The sequence below is a fragment of the Stenotrophomonas sp. HMSC10F07 genome, from assembly GCF_001807895.1.
Classification (GTDB): domain Bacteria; phylum Pseudomonadota; class Gammaproteobacteria; order Xanthomonadales; family Xanthomonadaceae; genus Stenotrophomonas; species Stenotrophomonas sepilia.
This window is the reverse complement of the sequence record NZ_KV791391.1, coordinates 1-20005: the sequence shown is the minus strand read 5'-3', so window position 1 is coordinate 20005 and position 20005 is coordinate 1. Positions and strand designations below refer to the sequence as shown.

17 protein-coding genes are annotated in these 20005 nt (G+C 66.4%); 7 read left to right on the top strand and 10 right to left on the bottom strand.

Annotated elements, in window-relative coordinates; all coding sequences use genetic code 11:
* Nucleotides 1-85 precede the first annotated feature (85 nt).
* A complete protein-coding gene (locus tag HMPREF3114_RS11105; protein ID WP_053500301.1) occupies nt 86-2071 on the bottom strand; it encodes a transglycosylase SLT domain-containing protein in 1986 nt (661 codons plus the stop codon).
* Nucleotides 2072-2324: 253 nt separating this feature from the next.
* Here HMPREF3114_RS11105 and HMPREF3114_RS11100 point away from each other — a divergent pair, with 253 nt between their 5' ends.
* The 4 genes from HMPREF3114_RS11100 (at nt 2325) to HMPREF3114_RS11085 (ending at nt 5905) form a co-directional block, all read left to right on the top strand.
* Nucleotides 2325-3221 (top strand): nitrilase family protein, encoded by an 897-nt coding sequence (locus tag HMPREF3114_RS11100; RefSeq protein WP_053500299.1) that lies wholly within the window; start codon nt 2325-2327, stop codon nt 3219-3221.
* Between the two features lie 9 nt (nt 3222-3230).
* Nucleotides 3231-4421 (top strand): hypothetical protein, encoded by a 1191-nt coding sequence (locus HMPREF3114_RS11095; RefSeq protein WP_218086319.1) that lies wholly within the window; start codon nt 3231-3233, stop codon nt 4419-4421.
* Complete coding sequence (locus tag HMPREF3114_RS11090; protein WP_053500298.1) at nt 4418-5410, top strand: asparaginase; 993 nt, start codon at nt 4418-4420, stop codon at nt 5408-5410. The genes HMPREF3114_RS11095 and HMPREF3114_RS11090 overlap by 4 nt, the downstream gene beginning before the upstream one ends.
* A gap of 87 nt (nt 5411-5497) precedes the next feature.
* Nucleotides 5498-5905, top strand: a complete 408-nt coding sequence (locus HMPREF3114_RS11085; protein ID WP_053500303.1) for an ExbD/TolR family protein — start codon at nt 5498-5500, stop codon at nt 5903-5905.
* Between the two features lie 55 nt (nt 5906-5960).
* Here HMPREF3114_RS11085 and HMPREF3114_RS21000 read toward each other — a convergent pair whose 3' ends face one another.
* A complete protein-coding gene (locus HMPREF3114_RS21000; RefSeq protein WP_141750808.1) occupies nt 5961-6848 on the bottom strand; it encodes a hypothetical protein in 888 nt (295 codons plus the stop codon).
* Between the two features lie 254 nt (nt 6849-7102).
* Between HMPREF3114_RS21000 and HMPREF3114_RS11080 the strand changes: the two genes are divergently transcribed.
* A complete protein-coding gene (locus tag HMPREF3114_RS11080; RefSeq protein WP_053500296.1) occupies nt 7103-9964 on the top strand; it encodes a TonB-dependent receptor in 2862 nt (953 codons plus the stop codon).
* 103 nt (nt 9965-10067) lie between these two features.
* Here HMPREF3114_RS11080 and fhuE read toward each other — a convergent pair whose 3' ends face one another.
* The 3 genes from fhuE to HMPREF3114_RS11065 all read right to left on the bottom strand — a co-directional run bounded on the left by fhuE (nt 10068) and on the right by HMPREF3114_RS11065 (nt 13515).
* Nucleotides 10068-12227, bottom strand: coding sequence for a ferric-rhodotorulic acid/ferric-coprogen receptor FhuE (gene fhuE / locus HMPREF3114_RS11075; RefSeq protein ID WP_053500294.1), 2160 nt, complete (start codon nt 12225-12227; stop codon nt 10068-10070).
* A 176-nt stretch (nt 12228-12403) separates the two neighbouring features.
* Nucleotides 12404-12955, bottom strand: coding sequence for a M23 family metallopeptidase (locus tag HMPREF3114_RS11070; RefSeq protein ID WP_053500292.1), 552 nt, complete (start codon nt 12953-12955; stop codon nt 12404-12406).
* Between the two features lie 77 nt (nt 12956-13032).
* A complete protein-coding gene (locus HMPREF3114_RS11065; RefSeq protein WP_053500290.1) occupies nt 13033-13515 on the bottom strand; it encodes an Lrp/AsnC family transcriptional regulator in 483 nt (160 codons plus the stop codon).
* A 72-nt stretch (nt 13516-13587) separates the two neighbouring features.
* On the opposite strand from HMPREF3114_RS11065, the gene HMPREF3114_RS11060 reads away from it, so the two are divergent.
* Nucleotides 13588-14463, top strand: a complete 876-nt coding sequence (locus HMPREF3114_RS11060; protein ID WP_080375111.1) for an EamA family transporter — start codon at nt 13588-13590, stop codon at nt 14461-14463.
* Between the two features lie 78 nt (nt 14464-14541).
* On the opposite strand, the gene HMPREF3114_RS11055 is transcribed toward HMPREF3114_RS11060, so the two are convergent.
* The 4 genes from HMPREF3114_RS11055 to HMPREF3114_RS11040 form a co-directional block, all read right to left on the bottom strand.
* Nucleotides 14542-15279 (bottom strand): endonuclease/exonuclease/phosphatase family protein, encoded by a 738-nt coding sequence (locus HMPREF3114_RS11055; RefSeq protein WP_005419292.1) that lies wholly within the window; start codon nt 15277-15279, stop codon nt 14542-14544.
* Nucleotides 15280-15332: 53 nt separating this feature from the next.
* Entirely contained in the window at nt 15333-16169 is an 837-nt protein-coding gene (locus HMPREF3114_RS11050; protein WP_053500287.1) for a thiol:disulfide interchange protein DsbA/DsbL, read from the bottom strand.
* A gap of 106 nt (nt 16170-16275) precedes the next feature.
* A complete protein-coding gene (locus HMPREF3114_RS11045; protein WP_005419285.1) occupies nt 16276-16926 on the bottom strand; it encodes a thiol:disulfide interchange protein DsbA/DsbL in 651 nt (216 codons plus the stop codon).
* A 106-nt stretch (nt 16927-17032) separates the two neighbouring features.
* Nucleotides 17033-17833, bottom strand: coding sequence for a c-type cytochrome (locus tag HMPREF3114_RS11040; protein ID WP_014648400.1), 801 nt, complete (start codon nt 17831-17833; stop codon nt 17033-17035).
* Between the two features lie 156 nt (nt 17834-17989).
* Between HMPREF3114_RS11040 and yihA the strand changes: the two genes are divergently transcribed.
* Nucleotides 17990-18592, top strand: a complete 603-nt coding sequence (yihA, locus tag HMPREF3114_RS11035; RefSeq protein WP_005411022.1) for a ribosome biogenesis GTP-binding protein YihA/YsxC — start codon at nt 17990-17992, stop codon at nt 18590-18592.
* Nucleotides 18593-18665: 73 nt separating this feature from the next.
* Here yihA and HMPREF3114_RS11030 read toward each other — a convergent pair whose 3' ends face one another.
* The gene (locus tag HMPREF3114_RS11030) at nt 18666-19637 is read right to left on the bottom strand and encodes an MBL fold metallo-hydrolase (RefSeq protein ID WP_053500590.1); all 972 of its coding nucleotides are present in this window, start codon (nt 19635-19637) and stop codon (nt 18666-18668) included.
* Nucleotides 19638-20005 lie beyond the last annotated feature (368 nt).

The following is a 20005-nucleotide window of genomic DNA, read 5'->3' as shown; positions in this document are numbered from 1 at the left end:
CGGCCGGCACTACCAATACAGAGGCATCACGGCAGGCCGCGCCACCCCCCGATCGAGGCCAGCCGCCGGCACGACCGCTGTGCGATCAATCGCCGCCCTGCTCGGCGTTGGCGGCGCAGCTGAAGTTCTTGCGCTTGTCGACCAGGCGGCCCATCAGGCGGTCGCTCAGTGGCAGGGCATCACCATTGAGGCGCCAGTCGTAGATCACGCTGAAGGCCAGAACGCGGGCAACGTACTCGCGGGTTTCCTTGTAGCTGATGGTCTCGATCCACAGGTCCGGATCGAAGCCCGGGCGCTGGCCCTGCCAGCGTGCGGTCGGGGTCGGGCCGGCGTTGTAGGCGGCGATGGTCACGTACGGCAGACCGTCGTACTTGTTCATCAGCTGGCGCAGGTAGGCGGTGCCGATGGCAATGTTGGTGTCCGGGTCGTAGAGGCTGTCGGCGCCGCCGTAGCCGGTCAGGCCGATCGACTTGGCCACGCTGGCACCGGTGGCCGGCAGCACCTGCATCAGGCCCATGGCATTGGCAGGCGAGCGCGCACGCGGAGTGAAGGTACTCTCGGCGCGGATCTCCGCGGCCACCCAGGCTGGGTCGATCGCGTTGCGTGCCGATTCGCGGCGGATGGTGGCGTCGTGATGCAGCGGGAAGCGCAGGTCGTACAGGCGCTGTTCCTGCGGCTGCTTGCCGAGCGCGAACACGGCGCGGTCGAACCAGCCATTGTCCTGCGCCACGCGCACGGCGAGGCGGCGCTGGGTGTCATCGAAGCGCGACAGCGCGCTGTTCCATTCGGCCACGGCCCAGCCAGCGCGGTCGATCTGGTACAGCGCCATCGCGCGCTGGATGGCCGGGTCGCGCGCGATCACCGCCTGTGCCTGTGCGCTGTCGTTCGGCTTCCACGGGCACAGGGTGTAGCCCTGCTGCAGCTTGTCGGCGGCGAGGAAGCCGTGGAAGGTCGGCGCGCGCGCGGCCTCGCGGAACAGCGGCTGCGCCTGCTGGGCCTGGCCGGTCTTCTCCAGCATGCGGCCTTCGAAGTAGCGCCAGCGCGGGTCGCTGCGCTGCTTGCTGCCCATCTTGCGAATGGCGGTCAGCGCCGCCGGCCAGTCGCCGCGCGACATCGCTTCGCGCACGCGCCACTCGTGCAGGCGTTCGTCATAGGCCGACTCCGGCACCGCGTTGAGGCGACGTGCCGAATCGGGCAGATAGGAGGCCACTGTCCACAGCGCGATCTGGTACAGCACCTGGCCCTGCTGGTCGGCACTCAGGCCGAGCGTCTGGGCGTACTGCGGCAGCTGCTGCTCGGTGGCGCCGGGGTCGGCCTTGGCCAGCTTGGCCAGGCCATCGGTGGCGATGCGCCGGCTGCGCTCGTTGCGTGGCCAGTTCAGGGCGCTGGCATTGGGCTTGTCGACAAAGGCGGCGTAATTGTTCGCCAGCGCCAGGTCGGCGGCAGGCAGGCCGCGTGCAGCGCTGCGCATCACCGCCGGTTGCTGGGCATCGGCGGCGGCATCGATGCGTTCCCAGCGCAGGGCGTCGCTCAGGCCACCCTGTGCCTGCAGCACGGCAAAAACGGCATCACAGCCGTCCGGCAGCGACTTGCCGTTCTTGCGCCACAGATCCTGCGCTTCACTGATCCACTGCGGATCGACCTTGCCCGTCACCTGGCGCGCGGTCAGCTGCGCACAGCGCAGGCCGGTGTTGTCGGTGGGCGCCCAGTTGGCCAGCAGGGTCGGCCAGTCCTGGCGGCGTGCGAGCGAGGGCAGCCACACGCTGCGGAAGGTGCTGGCCACGGCCTGGCCGTCGTAGCGCTTGAGGAAGGCCTGCGCCTGCGCGTTGTCGACGGTATCGATGTTGCGGCGCAGGTTGGCGTACTCCAGCCAGCCATAGGCCGGGTGACGGCTGAGCGCAGCGGCCTGGCCAGGATCGAACTGGCCGCGTTCGGCGGCTGCGATCGCGGCTTTCAGCTGCGCGTTCTGGGCGTCGAGGGACTGGGCATTGGCGCAACCGATCAGCAGCGTGGTGGCCAAGGGCAGCAGGGACAGGGCGGTCGAAGTGCGTCGGGTCATGGCGGGCAGCATAGCGGGCAATGGCTGAATTCAGTTTCGCATTGCGTGCACGGTGGCTGCACTGATGCAAATGGCCCGCTTTGGCGGTGGGTCAGGCCGGATGCTCGGGCCGGTCCAGCGCGGAATTCAGTGAGAGTCGTCGCATAAAGCCCACTTTGAAGGCGTTTCGCGCAGTTGACGCTTTTGCCAGTTGAAGCGGCCGTACAACGGGTGCCTGCTGCAGTCAAACGGAAGCAGCCGCTCCGCCCCTGCAGAGGACCATCGCATGTCAGATCAGCCCAAGCCGTTCAGTCCTGTCTCGGTTGCCGTCATCCAGTTCGACCCACAGTGCGGGCCGGAGAACGTCCCCGCCAACATCGAACGGGCGCGCCTGCTTGCCACGCAGGCATTGGAACGTGGGGCCCGCCTGATCGTGCTGCCCGAGCTATGCTGCACTGGCTATTCGTTCAGCAGTCGGGCGGAGGCGTTCGCGATGGCTGAGTCGGTGCCGGAGGGGCCGACCTCGCGGTTCTGGGAAGCCTTCGCGTGCGAGGCGGGCATTCACCTGGCCGTGGGTATTGCTGAATACGATGGCAGCCGTCTGTACAACACCGCTGTGCTGTTCGGGCCCGGCGGCTATATCGGACGCTATCGCAAGACCCATCTATGGTGCCGTGAGAAGCTCTACTTCTGTGCCGGCGACCTCGGCTATCCGGTGTTCGAGACGAGCGTTGGCCGGATCGGTCTGATGATCTGCTGGGATGTCTGGTTCCCGGAGGTGCCACGCCTGCTTGCGTTGCAAGGGGCCGACATCATCCTCAGCCTCAACTGCTGGGTGTGGACGCCGCCGCCATTGTTCGATGAAAGCGGGCGCTGCATGGCCAGCTACCTGACGATGACGGCCGCACACGTCAACAACGTGTTCATCGCAGCGGCCAACCGCGTCGGTACAGATCGCGGGGAACGCTTCCTGGGGTGCTCGTTGATTGTCGGTACCAACGGATGGCCGCTGGCCCCGATCGCAGCGCCTGAAGGTGAGGCGATGGTGATGGCCGAGGTGGACCTGTCCACGGCACGCAGTGCGCCGATCTGGAATTCCCTGAACGATCTCTGCCGCGACAGGCGTACCGATCTCTTCGATCCTATGCTGGGTTATCGCCAGCATCCCATGCTGCCGCGCTGAGGCTCCCGCATGGCGAGCCCCCCCTTACCGACCCAGTCACCAGCCGCCCGCAGCCACTGGCGCTGGGCACTGTTCTCAGCGACGTTTGCACTGGCGATCATCGTGACGGTGGTTGCCGGTTGGCGCACGATGTCCCCCGGCCAGCTCTGGCCAGACCACAGCCAGTTGATGGGCAGCCTCGCAACATGGGCGGGCCGCTGGCGATGGTGGGTTGGCGATGCAAGTGAGGTGACCTTCTACAAGCACGAGTTTGCCTCGCTCGGTCTGATTGGCGGTGCTGCACTGGCCCATTGGGCGCACCGGCGAGGAAAGCGATGGCAGGGATTTCCAGTCTGCTATGGCACTGGCCGCTGGCCCTGGGTCGCGGCAGCTTCGATCGGCGGACTGGTGCTTGCCAACATGGTATTTGCCAGCGCGCTGCAGGACGGGCGCTGGCAACCCACGTTTGTTGCTGCGGTATCGCTGCCGGCGGCGATGGTGCTGCTGTTCGGTGGCGGCTGGAAGATTACGGGAATCGCCGCTGCATCTGGCGCATTGCTGGTCACGCCGCTGGCGTTGTTGCTGGTGAATCAGGTCTGCGCACCGCTGGGCCTGCCCGCCGTGATCGGCAACGTCCTTGCAATGACACTGGCAAGCGCGGCCGCCTTTGTCGCCGCGAGGCGGCTGGGCTGGAATCCGGTTCCCGCTGCGCCTGGGTCAGCGCCGGCTGCGCCCGTCACGCGGCATGGCTGGCAATGGGGTATGCGCAGGGTACTGGCGGACTTCAGTGAAGCGCCCTTCCTGGGCAACGAACTCGCCAGTGCCGGGCTGATCGGCGGCGTACTGCTTGCCGCCCTTCTGCAGCCGGCCGGACCCTTCTATGGCACCGGTTGGCTGATGGCATTGCTGTGCGGCCAGGCGCTCGCCTCCGCGGTGGGGGTCTGGGTATGGCGGGAGCGCTGGATCCAGGGGGGCTGGTATCCCACGTACATCCCGATTGTCTCCGTGGTTCCTGCCTGCATTCTTGCCTATGGCGGGAGCGCGGCGGTGGTGGTGCTGTCCGCGCTGCTGGGGGCACTGCTGACGCCACCGCTGGCCGCGGCATGTTCTGCTCGCTTGCCTGCACACGTGCATCCGTATATCGGCAATCTCCTCTCGATGGCGGCAGGCGTTCTGCTGATCGTCCCTGCAGTGGGCTGGATACTGAAGGGGGCGATATGAGACGGCTGGCATTGGGCTCACTCGGCGGCACCCTCAGCATGCGTGTTGATGCGGCGGACGTGGGCATCGTTCCCAAGGTTTCTGCGCAGATGCTGGCGGAGGTAGTCCCCGGTCTGGGCAGGTTGGCAATGGTGCAGACGCATACGCTTGGGCTGTCACCCAGTGCGTCGCTGTCGTGGGTCGACGTTCTCGCTGCGCGCGACTGGGCCGGCGCGATGGTGGACGACGGCGCTGATGGCGTGGTCATCACCCAGGGCACCGACACGCTCGAGGAGTCAGCGTATCTGTTGGATCTGTTGTGGCCGCACCCGCAGCCGATGGTGTTGACTGGTGCCATGCGTGGGGCTGATGCAGCCGGTGCTGATGGGCCCGGAAACGTGCTGGCTGCGGCGATTGCGGCACTGGATCCGCACACGCGCATGCGCGGGGTGGTCGTCGCCATGCAGGACCGACTGTACGCGGCGGACCAGGTGCGCAAGGTGCATAGTCTGGATCTGGATGCCTTCCAATCGCCAGGTAAAGGCTGTATCGGACGGGTGCAGGAAGGGCAATGCAGCTATGAAGGATCGCCTCCGGAACGACTGCCTGCACTGGTGCCAACACGGGTTCATCAACGGATAGCCATGCTCGAGGCGGTGCTGGGCGAAGGTCCTGAGGTGCTGCATTCGGTGCTGGAGAGCGGATGCGAGGGGCTGGTTGTGGCGGCCATGGGCGCGGGTCATGTCCCGTCCAGTTGGGTTGAACCCTTGGCGCGTGCCGCAGTGCATCGTCCCGTCATCATCGCCTCGCGCACCGGCGCCGGCGCGACGGCACGCCGCACCTATGGCTTTGCTGGCAGCGAAATCCACCTGCAGCGGCGGGGGCTGCTGATGGCGGGATCACTGTGCCCACGTAAGTGTCGCCTGTTGTTGTGGGCGCTGATCGGCTCGGATGCACTCGGTTCTCTGCAGCAACGTCTGCAGGCCTACGGCGGTGGCAACGGCAGCTGAATGCTCCACGCGCAGACACTGCCGCCAGCCTGCATCGGCGACGTACTGTCGGCCTTGGGCGAACGGCCCGGCTGCAGGGAGCGGCACATGGCGTTCAGTAGCGCAGGAAGAAGCGGCCCGCTGGCGGACATCAACGTCACGCCACTGGTGGATGTGATGCTGGTGCTCTTGATCATCTTCATCGTGACCGCGCCGATCGTGGCCCGGCCGATTGCCATTCAGTTGCCACAGGCCACCGATCGCGTGGTCGATCGCCCCGAACCGCCCCCGCCGATCGAGCTGCGCCTGGATGCCTCGAACCAGCTGAGCTGGGATGGCCAGCCGATGGCCATCGGCGATCTGCAGGCGCGCCTGCAGGCACAGGCCGGTGAACATGCCGGCAACCTGCCGGAGCTGCGCATCGCCACCGATCCGTCGGCCGAGTACGAAGGCATGGCGCGGATCCTGGCCGCCGCCGAGGCCACCGGCATGGAGCGTATCGCCTTCGTGCGATAGCGTCTCTAAACCGCCGCTCATGGGGAGATTGCGACGTGAGCGGCGGATGAGGGTGTCAGTATTGCTGGCAGTAGACTGTGCGACCATCCCAACTGCAAGAGATGCGGCTGCTGCTTCCGCGCTGGACGGGGACTCCATACATCTGTGCAGAGCGGACCCATTTGTCAAGATCACCTTCGCGGCCGAAATAATATTGGCCGGCGTATGAGGGAGCAGTGGCGGGATCTGCAATGGTCTCGTCCGGCACCTTGTTGCCGGTGCTGTCGCGGCTTTCCCCCTTCTGATACTTGGCTTCTGTCACATTGTCAGGCGTGATGCGATAAATGGTTTTTGAACCATCTCGCCAGGTGATAACTATATTAACTGCGCCGCCGCCCTTGATGCTGGCCCAGCTAAGCGCAAATTGTTGAATGGAAAGCGCGAAACTGTTCCAGCCGGGATTGCTGGTATTTGCTCCTGCGATTTCCAGCGCAAGATACTGGCCTAGCCGGGTTCTCATGGTTGCTGAATTGACGATCTCGAACGCGTCGGAGGATTTGTATGAATCTGGAAATCGCGCCCCATTAGAATTTCCTGGATTGTCCGGGTGGAGCGGGACCACGGCAGCTCCACCCGCTTTTGGAAATGCTTGGTCGGGCTGAGAATTGGGGGTATACACGCTTTCCACAATTCGCAGAAATGCCATTTGGATTTGGCTAGGGACTGGGGTGGAAATGGCCCGCCACTTCCTGAGTTCACGGTCATACTCAACATTGAAAGCAGTCAGTTGTGCTTTTTCGAAGTCGATTACGACAGTAAGCCCAGACCCAGACTGCAAAGCCACGGACTTCGGCGAGGCACAATTGTTGCACTCGATGAGTCCGCCCGCTCTGGCTTCATCTGTGAATGAAATTACGGCAAGGACAATGATTGCTTTAAACAGCGCAGTGCTGATTGCTCTCACGACTTAACCCCGCTCCATCCTGTGAGGCATGAGTATCAGCCTGATTCATGCATGGATTTTCCCTGGGCCGTGAATTTCAAATAATTCCTAAATTCCACTAATCGCCGGATGCGCGTAGTTCATTCATAATGATTGCGTGAAAGGGTGTCGTCGGTCACGCCAATGTTTTTACCACTTGTTTACAAAGGAGACGGCGCCGCCATGCAGGGGGGTGCGGCAGTCCATGTCCCGACATTCCTTTGGAGAGAGAGCGAATGAATCACCTGCACCACCGCCCGTTGGCGGTTGCCGTCACGCTGTGCGTGATGGCCCTGGCCCCGTTGGGTGCCGCTGCACAATCCACCACCAACCTGGACGCGGTGGAAGTGACCGGTACCCGCATCAAGCGCGCTGAAGTCGAGGGCCAGGTCCCGATCCAGACCCTGACCCGTGGCGACATCGAACGCACCGGCCTGACCTCGATCGGCGAAGTGCTGCAGCAGCTCACCGGTTCCGGCTCTGCGCTCAACGCCAAGTTCAACTCGTCCGGCAACTTCGGTTTCCCGCCCGATGGCAGTGGCGTGGGTGCCGGCTCGGCGCAGGTCGATCTGCGCCACCTCGGTGCCAAGCGCGTGCTGGTGCTGGTTGACGGCATCCGCTGGGTCAACGAGTCGTCCGCATCGGGCGTCGGTGCGGCCACCGACCTCAACACCATTCCGCTGGCCATCGTCGAACGCATCGAGGTGCTGGAAGACGGCGCGTCGTCGCTGTACGGCTCCGATGCCATCGCCGGCGTGGTCAACATCATCACCCGCCGCGACTTCGATGGCGGGCAGGTGACCCTGAACTATGGTGAGTACAGCAAGGGCGACGGCACCCAGAAGGGCGTGGACCTGGCGTGGGGCAAGAGCGGTGATCGCTTCAGCCTGTTCCTGGGCGCCAGCTGGACCAAGCAGGACCCGGTATTCGCCAAGGATCGCGAGCAGTCGCGCTTCCCGATTCCGGGCACCGGCCTGGCCTTCGGCAGCGGCGGCATTCCACAGGGCCGCTTCGCCTTCGTCGACCCCAACACCGGTGCAGAGCAGGACATCGTGCCCAACAGCGGCGTGCCCAACCCGCGCTATGACGGCAGCGCCGGCTGCAACCGCAGCGATGACTACCACTGCTTCACCAGCGCCGACCGCTTCAACTTCGCCGAGTACAACATGGTGCTCACGCCGTCCGAGCGCAAGGGCCTGTTCGGCCAGTTCCGCTTTGACATCACCGACAACGTGCAGTGGTACATCAAGGCGCTGGGCAACCGCCGCGAGTCGACCAACCAGGCCGGCCCCGAGCCGCTGTTCTTCGGCCCCGATGGCGCCACCGGCAATCCGTTGGCCGACAACATCGTGGTCTCGCGCCTGAATCCGTACAACCCGTTCGGCTTCGATCTCGTCTCCGGCGACAACATGAGCCTGATCGGCCGCCGCCCGGTGGAAGGCGGTGCGCGCGTGTTCAAGCAGGAGGTCAACACGACCTATGTGGCCACCGGCCTGGTCGGCAACTTCCAGGCCGCCGACCGCAGCTGGTACTGGGACGTCAACGGCATGTACAGCAAGAACAAGGCCGAACAGACCAACTACGGCAGCTACAACATCTACAACGTCAACATGGCCCTGGGTGACCCGGCGGTGTGCGCGGCAACGCCGGGCTGCGTGCCGTTGAACATCTTCGGTGGCGTGGGTTCGATCACCCCGGACATGCTGAAGTGGATCCAGCCGGTGGTGCGCGACCGCAGCCAGAACGAGCTGAGCCTGTTCACCGCCAACCTGTCCAGCGACCTGTTTACCCTGCCGGCGGGTCCGGTATCGTTCGCCAGCGGTTACGAGTACCGCAAGTACAAGGGCTGGTACCAGCCGGATCCGCTGACCGTGATCGGCCACTACAACGGCGTACCGTCGCAGCCGACCTCCGGTTCCTACGACGTCAACGAGGCCTACCTGGAGCTGAGCGTTCCGATCTTCGCCGACTCGCCGCTGGGCAAGAAGCTGGACCTGAGCCTGGCCGGCCGCTATTCGGACTACTCCACCTTCGGTGGCGAGTTCACGCCCAAGTACGGCCTGCGCTGGCAGGTGACCGATGACTTCGTGCTGCGTACCACGTACGCCGAGGGTTTCCGCGCACCGTCCATCGGCGAACTGTACGGCTCGGCCGCACGTGCCGACCTGCAGCTGTTCGATCCATGCTCGGTGGGCCTGGGCGGTACGCCACCACGTGGCAGTGCCGCCAATTGTGCCGCGCTGGGCGTGCCGGCCGGCTTCCAGCAGGCCAACTCGCAGATCTCGGTGACCACCGGCGGCAATCGTGATCTGGAACCGGAGCGTTCGCGCAGCTTCAGCACTGGCTTCGTGTGGAGCCCGTGGTTCGGCAACAACGCGTCGTGGTCGGAGCGCTTCGATGTGGAGGTGACCTTCTACCGCCACGCCATCGATGGTGCGATCCAGGCCATCAACGCGCAGACCCAGCTGGACCTGTGCGTGGACACGCTCGACCCGGTGTACTGCGATGGCATCACCCGCGCCAGCACGGGTGCGGTCAGCAGCTTCAACAACCGCCTGACCAATCTGGGCTCGATCAAGACCGACGGCTGGGACGTGGACCTGTTCTGGACGTTGCCGCAGACCTCTTTCGGCCAGTTCAAGCTGGCCTGGAAGAACACGTTCGTCGGTCGTTACGAAGCTACCGGCGCGGCCGGGCAGAAGCAGCCGCAGAAGCCGGGCGTGGAAGTGGCCGACAGCTCCATTCCGGAGTGGACCAGCAACGCCAGCATCGCCTGGACGATGGACCGCTGGAGTGCGAACTGGACGGTGCGGCACATCTCCGAGCTGACCGAGAACTGCGGCGATGCCGTGGCATTCCCGGTGTGCAGCAACCAGGCCGATGGCACCAACACGCTCTCGGCCACCACCTTCCACGACATGCAGGTGGGCTACAAGATCGAATGGATGAAGGGGCTGCAGCTGACCGCGGGCCTGAACAATGTGTTCGACAAGGATCCGCCGATCTGCCTGTCGTGTTCGTTGAACGGCTACGACGCCTCGACCTACGACATCCCGCGTGGCCGTTACTGGTACCTGCGCGCGGACCTGCGGTTCTGATGTGACGGTGGCAGCGCCGGTCAGTTCCGGCGCTGCCTTGCGGATGTAGCGCCGAGCCCGCGCTCGGCTCAGCAGGCGCGGGGTGGTCGTACCCCGCGTCTGATCAGAATGCCCAGGTGAACGTCAGCGAGCCATTGCGGCCATCGCCGTAGGCACCGTAACCGGTGATCTGCGAGTAGTACTTCTTGTCCAGCAGGTTGTTGAGGTTGGCCTGCACGCTGAACTCCGGCGAGATGCGGTAGCGCACGAAGGCACTGACCAGTGCGTAACCTTCCTGCTCGATGCGGCCGTAGGCCGGTACCGGGTAGTAGATGCGGTTCTGCCAGTTGGCACCGCCACCGACGGTCAGCGCCTGCAGCGACTGCGGGGTGTAGCTGGTGAACAGCTTCAGTGCGGTCTGCGGCAGGTTGGTGTTGATGTCGGCGCCGTTGATGTCCTTGGCCACGTAGCGCGATGCGCCGAAGGTGGCATTCCAGCCCGGTGCCAGCTCGCCGTTCACCTCGAATTCGAAGCCGCGGCTGACCGTGCCACGCGCGGCGCGATAGGCGAACTCGTTCTGGCTGCCCTGCACGGGTTCGCCGGTGGCCTGGCCGACGTTGTCCTGTTCGATGCGGAACACTGCCAGCGAGGCATTCAGGCGGTTGTCGAACCATGCCCCCTTGACGCCCACTTCGTAGCTCTTGCCATCGACCGGATCGAGGTAGCTGCCGTTGCGGTCCTTCAGCGTCTGCGGCTGGAAGATTTCGGTGTAGCTGGCGTAGGTCGAGTACGTGCCGTTGATGTCGAACACCAGCCCGGCGTACGGCGTGGTGACCTTGTGCGCGCGGTCGGCGCCTTCGCCCTCGCTCTTCCAGTCGGTGTAGCGGGCGCCGATGATCAGCTTCAGCGGATCGGCCAGCGACAGGCGCGCGGCCGCGTAGCCGGCCTTCTGGGTGATGGTGCCCTCGCTGGCCAGTGCCAGCGGGTTCCAGTTCGGCTCGCTGATGTTGCCGGTCCAGTTCAGATAGCTTGCGAACGGATCCCAGGTCTGGCCGGCACCGCCGACCTGGTAGTCGCCGTAGTTGGCGTACTCGCGCTTGTTGTAGCTCAGGCCTGCCATGAACTGGTGCTCGCGGCCGAACAGCTGGAACGGACCATCAACGTAGCCATCGACGCCGGTGACCTTGCGCTCGGTGTTGTAGAAGCCCGCAGACGGCGAGATGCCCGCGCCGGTGGTCTTGTCGAAGTTCGATGCGCCCGTGGTCCAGTCGTTGTAGGCCGGGTAGAACAGCTTGTCGTCAGCCTTGGTCTCATCGTGCGTGGCACCGACCTTGAACTTCCAGCCATTGCTGAAGGCGTGCTGCAGGGTGGCGAAGGCGCGTTTGCTGGTGGTGTCCCAGTAGGTCCACTTCGGGCTCGCGTTGAACGATTCGTCGTAGCCCGTGCGCGAGCCATCGGAGTACAGCATCGGGAAGCCACCCCAGGTCGCGCCATTGGCGCGCTTCTGCTGGTAGTCGTAGCCCACGCTCAGCTGGGTGTCCGGGGTCAGGTCGGCGTCGATGACGGCGTAGCCCAGCGTCTTGCGCTGGTTATAGCGGTCCATCTGGCCGTCGGTGTCCAGATAGCTGCCGATCACGCGGCCGCGCACGCTGCCGCTGGCGTTCAGTGCGCTGCCCACATCCACCGTGGTGCGGGTGCGGCCCCAGCTGCCGACGTTCACCGACACGCTGCCAGCCAGTTCGGCGCTGTCGGCGTGCTTGCGGACCAGGTTCACCGACGCGGACGGATTGCCGGCACCACTGAGCAGGCCGGTGGCACCACGCACCACTTCCACGCGGTCGTACAGCGCCAGATCCAGGCCGGAATCACCGTAGCTCCAGTTCTGCACCATCTGCGTCGGCAGGCCGTCGAACTGGTAGGCATCGATGTAGAACCCGCGCGCGTAGAACTCGGTGCGCTCGCTGTCGGACTGGGTGCTGGTCACGCCGGTGGTGTTGGCCAGCACGTCGATGATGTCGTCCAGGTTCTGATCTTCGATGCGCTGGTGGCTGATGATGCTGATCGACTGAGGGATCTCGCGCGGCGCCAGGTCGAAGCGGGTGCCGGCCGAGGTACGGCGCACCGAATAGCCTTCGGCGCGTTCGCCCTTGACCACCACCTTGTCGAGGGTGGTCGGATCGGCGGCGGTGTCGGCGAAGGCGGCCGGGGCCACGGCGCAGAGAACGGCGAGCACGGCAACGGACAGCCGTTGCGGCTGCGGGGTACGGAAGGCGGAACGGGTCATGGGGGTCCTGGACGAGCACGTGCGCTCGGCCGGCATCCAGAAGGCGAGGCGCTACGGGTAGGGGGAGGGCGGGCAGGCCGTCCTGGCGCCACCGGAAACGAAAGAAATCGTAATACGAACTATTCCTATTTACAAATAATGAACGAATCGACCCGATGATCCGGGTGTGGGCTGGGTCAGCGCAGCAGCGGGAGTGGATCGCGCGCGCCGTCGGTGCCGTAGATGCCCCAGTGCAGGTGCGGCGGCGTGCCCTTGGCATTGCCGCTGTCGCCGACGTGGCCAAGCAGGTCGCCGGCCTGGACCACCTGGCCGCGCGACAGACCCTCGGCCCAGCCCTCCAGATGCGCGTAGTAGTAGCGTTCGCGCCCGGGCCCGATCACCCACACCTGGCGGCCACCGAGGCCGCGGTCGCTGATGTCCACGACGACGCCGGCGGTGGCACTGCGCACCGGGGTACCGCGCCTGGCGAAGATGTCGATGCCGGCGTGGGAGCGGTCACGGCCGCGTGGGGCGCCGAAGGTATCGGCGATCTGGCGGGGCCGCACACCTTCCACCGGCACCGGAAGCTCGGTGGCCGGAGGCATCCGCGAGAGTGTCCACAGCAGTTTCGGTGCAGCGGCCCATGGGCTGTTCCACAGTGCCATGGCGGCAACGATCGCGATGACCAGCCACAGGCCGCGCAGCAGCCAGCGGCGCAGGCGACGGGCGGGGGAGGGCGAAGTGTTCATGGTCTCCGACTGTAGCGCCGAGCCATGCTCGGCGGCTGTTGCTTTGCGGTCAAAGCGCAGTCGAGCATGGCTCCGCGCTACAGAACCGGGTCCAGTGGCACTTCGAAACTGCGCTTCAACGTTCCCAGTGCAACCGAGGTGCGGAAGCGCTCGATGTTGTCATCGCCACCGAACAGCCGCTCGGTGATCGCCTCGTACTCTTCCATCGACGCGGCCGACACCAGCAGCAGGAAATCGCCGTCGCCGGTGATCGAATAGCACTGCTGCACCGCCGGGTCGTCCTGCACGCGGTGCTTGAACGGCGCCACGCGTTCGCGCTGCTCGCTGACCACGCGCACCTCGACGATGATGGTCAGCGGTCGCCCGACCTCGGCTGCGGCGACTACCGCCACGTTGGCCGCGATCACACCGCTGTCCTGCAGGCGTTTGATGCGGCGCTGCACGGCTGGGGTGGACAGGTGCACGGCCTCGGCGATCTCGCGCTGCGGCAGGGTGTTGTCCCGCTGCAGCAGGCCGAGGATGGCGCGGTCGAAGCTGTCGAGCACGGGGGCGGTAGCCATGGTGAGCAGAAGTTGCACGAACGGGCTGTCAATTGAGCCAAGTGCTCGGCGCGGGCGCAATAGACTTTGCCCATGCAGACCTCACGACTCGCGCCGATGTTGCCGGCGCTGGCGGTGCTTGGCTCGGTCACCTCGCTGGCCATCGGCACCTCCTACGCAAAACACCTGTTCCCGCTGATCGGCGCCCAGGGCACCAGCGCGCTGCGCGTGGGCTTCTCAGCGCTGTTGCTGCTGCTGTTCTGGCGGCCGTGGCGCTGGAAGACCGGCCGCGCGGATGCGATCACCCTCCTGCGCTACGGGCTCACCCTGGGCCTGATGAACCTGCTGTTCTACATGGCCCTGCGCACGATTCCCTTCGGCATCGCGGTGGCCATCGAGTTCACCGGGCCACTGACGGTGGCGATGCTGTCATCACGGCGACCGATCGACTTCGTCTGGGTGGGCTGCGCAGTGGTGGGGTTGTTGCTGCTGCTGCCGCTGGGCGGCGGCCCGGCGCTGGATCCGGCCGGCGTGCTGTATGCGATGGGCGCAGCGGCGTGTTGGGGGCTTTACATCGTGTTCGGCAAGCGTGCCGGACACCTGCACGCCGGGCATTCGGTGTCGCTGGGGCTGCTGGCGGCTTCGCTGGTGGTGGTGCCGGTGGGCGTGGTGCATGCCGGCACCGCGCTGCTCGATCCAGAGATCCTGGCCGCCGGCCTGCTGGTGGCGCTGGTCTCAAGCGCGATCCCGATGTCGCTGGAGATGATGGCGCTCAAGCGCCTGCCAAAGGAGACCTTCGGCATCCTGATCAGCATGGAGCCGGCGGTGGCCGCGCTGTGGGCGATGCTGCTGCTGCACGAACACCTGCACGGGCTGCAGTGGCTGGCGATCGGCTGCACGGTGCTGGCTTCGGTGGGCAGCACGATGACCGCGCGGCGATTGAAGGTGCCGGTGGTCCAGGCCGGGTAGCGGCGGAGAGCGTGTGGACCAACGGTCCGCACCCACCAGAGCGGCGTGCCAACCAAGGTTGGCACCTACCAAGAGCGGTCAGCGCAGGGCGTCGGCCGGGACGTCGATCTGCATCGCCAGGGCGAGGTGATCGGAGAATGCGGCCGGTACGGCTTCCACGGTGCGGGTCTGCAGGCCACTGCTGACCAGGATGTGGTCGATGGCGCGGTCGGGGCGCCAGCTGGGGAAGGTCGGCACGATGCAGCCGGGCGGTTGCAGTCGGGTCTTCTGGTACAGCACCTGCATTTCTGGGCGTTCGGCCAGACAGTTGAAGTCGCCCATCAGCACCGCGTTGGGGTGGTCGGACAGCAGCTCGGCGATGAAGCCCAGCTGCGACATCCGCGATCCCGCGCCCAATGACAGATGGGCCACCGCCACCGCCAGGCCGTCGGCACCATCGCCGAACTTGGCCAGCAGCACGCCGCGCCCGCCGATGCGGCCGGGCAGGGCGTGGTCCTGCACTTCCACCGGTTCCAGCTTGCTCAGCAGGCCATTGGCGCTGGAGGCGACCCCGCCCATGCGCCGGTTCGGCTGGTGGCTCCAGTAGTTGAAGCCGGCGCGCTGGGCCAGGTAATGGGTCTGGTTGGTGAAGCCCGAGCGCAGGCTGCCCGGGTCGGCCTCCTGCAGGCCGACGATGTCATGTTCGCGCGCCAGGGTGGCGATCGCGTCCAGGCTGCTGCGCTTGCGACCCGCCGGCAGCGCATGTGACCAGCTGCGGGTCACATAGTCGCTGTAACGGCGGGTACTTGAGCCGGCCTGGATGTTGGCCGTCAGCAAGCGCAGGGTCCGTGTACGGGGGGAATTCACGGCCGGGAAATGCTTCTCTTGGATCAGTGAGCCTGGGCCGCACCGCGTTCGCGGGCGATCAGGTGGTCGGCGATGCGCAGCATGTCCGGGAAGCTCTTGCCCTTCACCAGGTACTTGCCGTTGACGATGATCGACGGGGTGCCGCTGATCTGGCTGCGCTGGGCGAACTGCTTGGCCGAGTTGGTCTTGGCGTTCACCGCGAAGCTGCCCATGGTGGCCGCGAACTGTTTCGGATCGACGCCGTAGGCGGCGTAGAACTTGGCGATGTCTTCCACCGAGTCACGGCCGCGCTCGCCCTTCAGGGTCTTCTGCGAGTGGATGGCGGCGTACAGCGCTTCGTGGGTCTTCTCCTGCACACCCAGGGTCTGCGCGGCGTAGAAGGCACGGGCGTAGTCATCCCAGGTGCCGCCGAACATGGCCGGCACGTAGACGAAGTTCACGTCGCTGGGCAGGCCGGCCTTCCACGGGCCGACCAGCGGCTGGAACGCGGCGCAGGCCGGGCAGACGTAGCCGAAGATCTCGGTCACTTCGATCTTGCCGGCGGCCGGCTGGAACGGCTGGCCGTTCGGGATCACCTGGTAGTCGGCACCTTCCACCGGAGCCGGGCCGGTCAGTGCGGCAGTGGTCGGGGCCGGCGCGGCGGCCGGAGTTGCTTCGGCCGGAGTCTTCTCGCCTTCAGCGGCAGCCGGCGCGGCGCCTTCGCTGCCCGCCGCCGGTGCGGCAGCCGGTTCGGTGGTCGTGGCCGGGGTTGCTGCCGGTTCGGCGGGCGCCGCGGTGGTGTTGGTGCTGCCGTCGTCGGCCTTGCAGGCGGCCAGGATCGGCAGCAGCGCTGCGAGGGCGAGGGCGTAACGGATCTTCATGGAAACGTCTCCAGCATCTGGAAAGGTGGGGCCGGCGGCAGGCGCCGGCCAAGGGGAAATGATGACACGTGGCGGCGACAACGCCGTGTCGGTGGTGGGTGTTGGTTCAGCGGCCGCGGGCGGCGCGCGCCTGCGCGATCAGCGCCGAGGCAATGCGCAGCTGGTCGTCGAAGCTGTTGCCGCGCACCAGGTACTGGCCATTGATGATGATGGCCGGGGTGCCCGGAATCTTGGTGCGCTGGGCGAACGCGCGCGCGGCCTCGACCTTCTTCTGCACGGCATCGCCGCGCAGGGCCTGGATGTAGCGGTCCGGGGTCACGCCGTAGGCCTTGTAGAAGGTGGCGAGCTCATCGGCCGAGACGTTCTGCATCGGCAGCGAACCCTGCTCGTGCAGGGCCTTGAACACGGCGGCATGGCTGCGCTTGGCCACGCCGACTTCGTCGGCGGCGTAGTAGGCCAGTGCCCAGGCATCCCAGGCACCGCCGAAGGCCGCCGGGACCGGGGTGAAGCGCACGTCGGCCGGCAGCTTGGCCGCCCAGGCTTCCAGCTGCGGTTCGAAATGGGCGCAGTGCGGGCAGGTGTAGCCGAAGACTTCGACCACCTCGATCTTGCCGGCCAGCGGCTGGAACGGGCCCGGCTGGGCGATGCGCTCGTAGTCTTTGCCCTCGACCAGCGGGGCATTGGCGGGGGTGGCGGCGCAGGCTGCCAGCGGCAGCAGCACCAGCACGGACAACAGCAGGCGGGAAATCAACCTCATCGACACGCATCTCCGTTGAAAAAAGCAACGCCGGCGCAGCCGCCGGCGTGAAGGAAACATACCGCAGCCGTGGGCCGGCGTCGCGGCCCGGGCCGACCAGTGGTGGTCAGGGGGCGGCAGCCGGTTGTGTTGGCGTGGCCGCGGCGGCCACATCGTCGGCCTTGTTGTGCAGGCCCTGCAGGTAGCTCGACAGCGCCTGCACTTCCTGCTCGCTGAGCTTCTGCGCGACCGTGGCCATGATCTGGAAGTGCGCCTTGTCGGTCTCGTTGGTCTGGCCGGCCTGGTACTCCTGCAGGCGGCGCGCGACATAGCTGGCGTGCTGGCCACCGAGATGCGGATAGGCCGGGCCGGGATTGCCGGCACCGCTGGGGCCATGGCAGGCCATGCAGGCCGGCAGGCCACGCTTGGCATCGCCGCCGCGGTACAGCTGCTGGCCGATCTCGTAGAACTTCATGCCCTTGTAGGGGCCGTCGGTGACCGCCGTGTCATCGGCGATGCCAGCGTTGGCCTTCTGCGTGGCGAAGTAGGCGCCGATATCACGCATGTCCTGCGGGGTGAGGTTCTGCACGAACGGCACCATCGCCACCGCCGCGCCGGAACTGCGCTGGCCGTTGGCGATCAGGGCCATCTGCTGGGCCACGTAGCGTTCGCTCTGGCCGGCAATGGACGGGTACATCTCCACCGTGGAATTGCCGTCGGCACCGTGGCAGGCCGCGCAGGCCGTCGCCTTGGTCTGCCCGGCCTTCGCATCGCCCCAGTGGGTCTTGCTGAAATCCACCTCCAGCGAGGCGGTGTTGATCGGCCCATTGTCGGGCAGCGGGGTCAACGTGGTCTGCGCGAACGCAGCAGCGGCAACGACGACAGCAGTGGCAAGGGCGGATACGGCAAGAACGCGAGCGTGGCGCATGCTGAAGCTCCGTATGGACCGGGCCGGGCGGTGGCGGCCGGCATCGCCCGGATTATCAACGCCGTTTCCGCGCACGGTCAACGCAGCAGTGCAGCAAAATGCCCGCAAAGGCCGCCGGCACGGGCGCGCGGCGCCGCAACATGCGATCCTAGGCACATGTCATTGCTCATCGAACGCGCCCGTTACCACCTTTCGGCCCATAACGTGCGGCAGCTGCCGCCCGACGAAGGGGCCGAAGTGGCCTTCGCCGGCCGCTCCAACGCCGGCAAGTCCAGTGCGCTCAACGCGCTGACCCGCCAGAACGCCCTGGCGCGTGTCTCCAAGACCCCCGGCCGTACCCAGCAGCTGGTGTTCTTCCAGGTCACCCCGGAGGCGCATCTGGTCGACCTGCCCGGTTACGGCTACGCCAAGGTGCCGCTGGACCTGCAGGCGCACTGGCAGGCCTTCATCGACAAGTACTTCCGCACCCGCGAGGCCCTGAAGGGGCTGGTGGTGGTGATGGACATCCGTCATCCGCTGAAGGACTACGACCGGCAGATGCTGTCCTATGCCGTGCAGCGTGGCCTGCCGGCGCATGCCCTGCTGACCAAGGCCGACAAGCTCAGCCGCAGCCAGCAGATGCAGTCCTTGCAGAAGGTGCGCAAGGAGCTGCAATCGGCCTACGGTGACAGCGTCAGCGTGCAGGTGTTCTCGGGCGAAGACCGTACCGGCGTGGACGAAGCCCGCGGCGTGATCGGCGGCTGGCTGGGGCTGGAATAAGGTATTGCCGGTCGCCCGGCTGGCAGCCGGGCGCTACCCGATCGGGTGGGTGCCGACCTTGGTCGGCACACCCTCACAACGGCGAATACTCCGCCGGGACCCACGCATAGGCCTGGCCTTCCCTGCGGACGTGGCCCAGGCCCGGGAAGGGCAGGTGCGCACCGGCCACCCACCAGCCGTTGGCGGTGGCCTGCTGCAGCAGCCCGCGACGGCTGGCGATGGCCGCCTTGCGGTCCGAATCGGCCTCGAACGCGGCCTCCGGGTGCGCGAACTGCACCGCATGGAAGTGCAGCACGTCGCCCCACACCAGCAGTGACTGGCCTTGGCTGTCGAACCGGTAGGAGACGTGGCCGGGGGTATGGCCATGGGTGTCCATCGCCACCGCGCCGCCGGGCAGGGCATCGCCGGGGGTGAACGTGCGCAGGTGGCCACTGGCCTGGTACGGTGCCACCGCGTTGCGCGCCAGCGGGAAGGCGAAGCGCACACCCTTCGGCGCGGAAGCCTCGCTGGCCGGGTTGAGCCAGTAGTCGGCATCGGCCCTGGACAGCCACACCGTGGCATTCGGGTAGGCCGGCTTGCCCTGTGCATCGAGCACCCCGCACAGGTGGTCCGGATGGGCGTGGGTCAGCAGCACCTCGTCCACCTCGGCCGGGTCCACGCCGGAGGCGCGCAGGTTGCCCAGCACCTGGCCCAGGCCGGGGCCGAAGCACTGCGCGGTGCCGGTATCGACCAGGGTCAGGTGGTTGCCCTGGCGCACCAGGAACGCGTTGATTGCGGTCTGCAGGCCCTTCTTGTCTTCGGGCACGTAGCGGCCTTCCAACAGGCGGCTGACCAGTGTCGGCGGCACGTCGACCACTTCCTGCCGGCCCAGCGCGACCACGCCGTCGAACAGGGCGGTGACCTGCAGCGCACCGACGCGCTGGTGGTAGACGCCGGGCACCTGCTGGGTGGGCGCGGGCGAGGTGGCTTCGGCCAGCGCCGCCAGTGGCAGGGCGGACAGGGCCAGCAGCAGGGCGGTGCGTAGGGGCAGATGGCGCAGGGTCATGAGGGTTCTCGGTGGATGATGGGCGGTTCCGTTGGCCTAGCGTGCCGTGACTGGCGTGCGCACGGCGCTCAAACCACTGCGTGGAATGCTCAGGGAAGGGGGTGTTGTCTGCAGGGCTGCGCCCTGCACCTGCTACGAGCCAGAGCAACGGCCGAAGCAACAGCAACAGCAACAGCGGGCTATCCGTGGGTTGGCGGGGTGGGTCCGGTTGCGGGAGACGCCGTAAACCCGTCCATGGGGGCTTGGCCGCGGCTTGCTCGTGTGCGCTGTCCTGCGCACACGGCAAGACCGGGATTGGGCGTCCTGCCCAACCCGCCCGAGGTATACCTCGGGCCCATGCCGCGGACACTCCCGCAACCGGACCCACC

Bases quoted from the DNA above. Each gene is read 5' to 3' on its own strand.
- HMPREF3114_RS11030 (WP_053500590.1), bottom strand. From the start codon at position 19,637: ATGACCCTGCGCCATCTGCCCCTACGCACCGCCCTGCTGCTGGCCCTG.
- yihA (WP_005411022.1), top strand. From the start codon at position 17,990: ATGTCATTGCTCATCGAACGCGCCCGTTACCACCTTTCGGCCCATAAC.
- HMPREF3114_RS11095 (WP_218086319.1), top strand. From the start codon at position 3,231: ATGGCGAGCCCCCCCTTACCGACCCAGTCACCAGCCGCCCGCAGCCAC.
- HMPREF3114_RS11060 (WP_080375111.1), top strand. From the start codon at position 13,588: ATGCAGACCTCACGACTCGCGCCGATGTTGCCGGCGCTGGCGGTGCTT.
- HMPREF3114_RS11050 (WP_053500287.1), bottom strand. From the start codon at position 16,169: ATGAAGATCCGTTACGCCCTCGCCCTCGCAGCGCTGCTGCCGATCCTG.
- HMPREF3114_RS11090 (WP_053500298.1), top strand. From the start codon at position 4,418: ATGAGACGGCTGGCATTGGGCTCACTCGGCGGCACCCTCAGCATGCGT.
- HMPREF3114_RS11080 (WP_053500296.1), top strand. From the start codon at position 7,103: ATGAATCACCTGCACCACCGCCCGTTGGCGGTTGCCGTCACGCTGTGC.
- HMPREF3114_RS11070 (WP_053500292.1), bottom strand. From the start codon at position 12,955: ATGAACACTTCGCCCTCCCCCGCCCGTCGCCTGCGCCGCTGGCTGCTG.
- HMPREF3114_RS11085 (WP_053500303.1), top strand. From the start codon at position 5,498: ATGGCGTTCAGTAGCGCAGGAAGAAGCGGCCCGCTGGCGGACATCAAC.
- HMPREF3114_RS11105 (WP_053500301.1), bottom strand. From the start codon at position 2,071: ATGCTGCCCGCCATGACCCGACGCACTTCGACCGCCCTGTCCCTGCTG.
- HMPREF3114_RS11100 (WP_053500299.1), top strand. From the start codon at position 2,325: ATGTCAGATCAGCCCAAGCCGTTCAGTCCTGTCTCGGTTGCCGTCATC.
- HMPREF3114_RS11040 (WP_014648400.1), bottom strand. From the start codon at position 17,833: ATGCGCCACGCTCGCGTTCTTGCCGTATCCGCCCTTGCCACTGCTGTC.
- HMPREF3114_RS11045 (WP_005419285.1), bottom strand. From the start codon at position 16,926: ATGAGGTTGATTTCCCGCCTGCTGTTGTCCGTGCTGGTGCTGCTGCCG.
- HMPREF3114_RS11065 (WP_053500290.1), bottom strand. From the start codon at position 13,515: ATGGCTACCGCCCCCGTGCTCGACAGCTTCGACCGCGCCATCCTCGGC.
- fhuE (WP_053500294.1), bottom strand. From the start codon at position 12,227: ATGACCCGTTCCGCCTTCCGTACCCCGCAGCCGCAACGGCTGTCCGTT.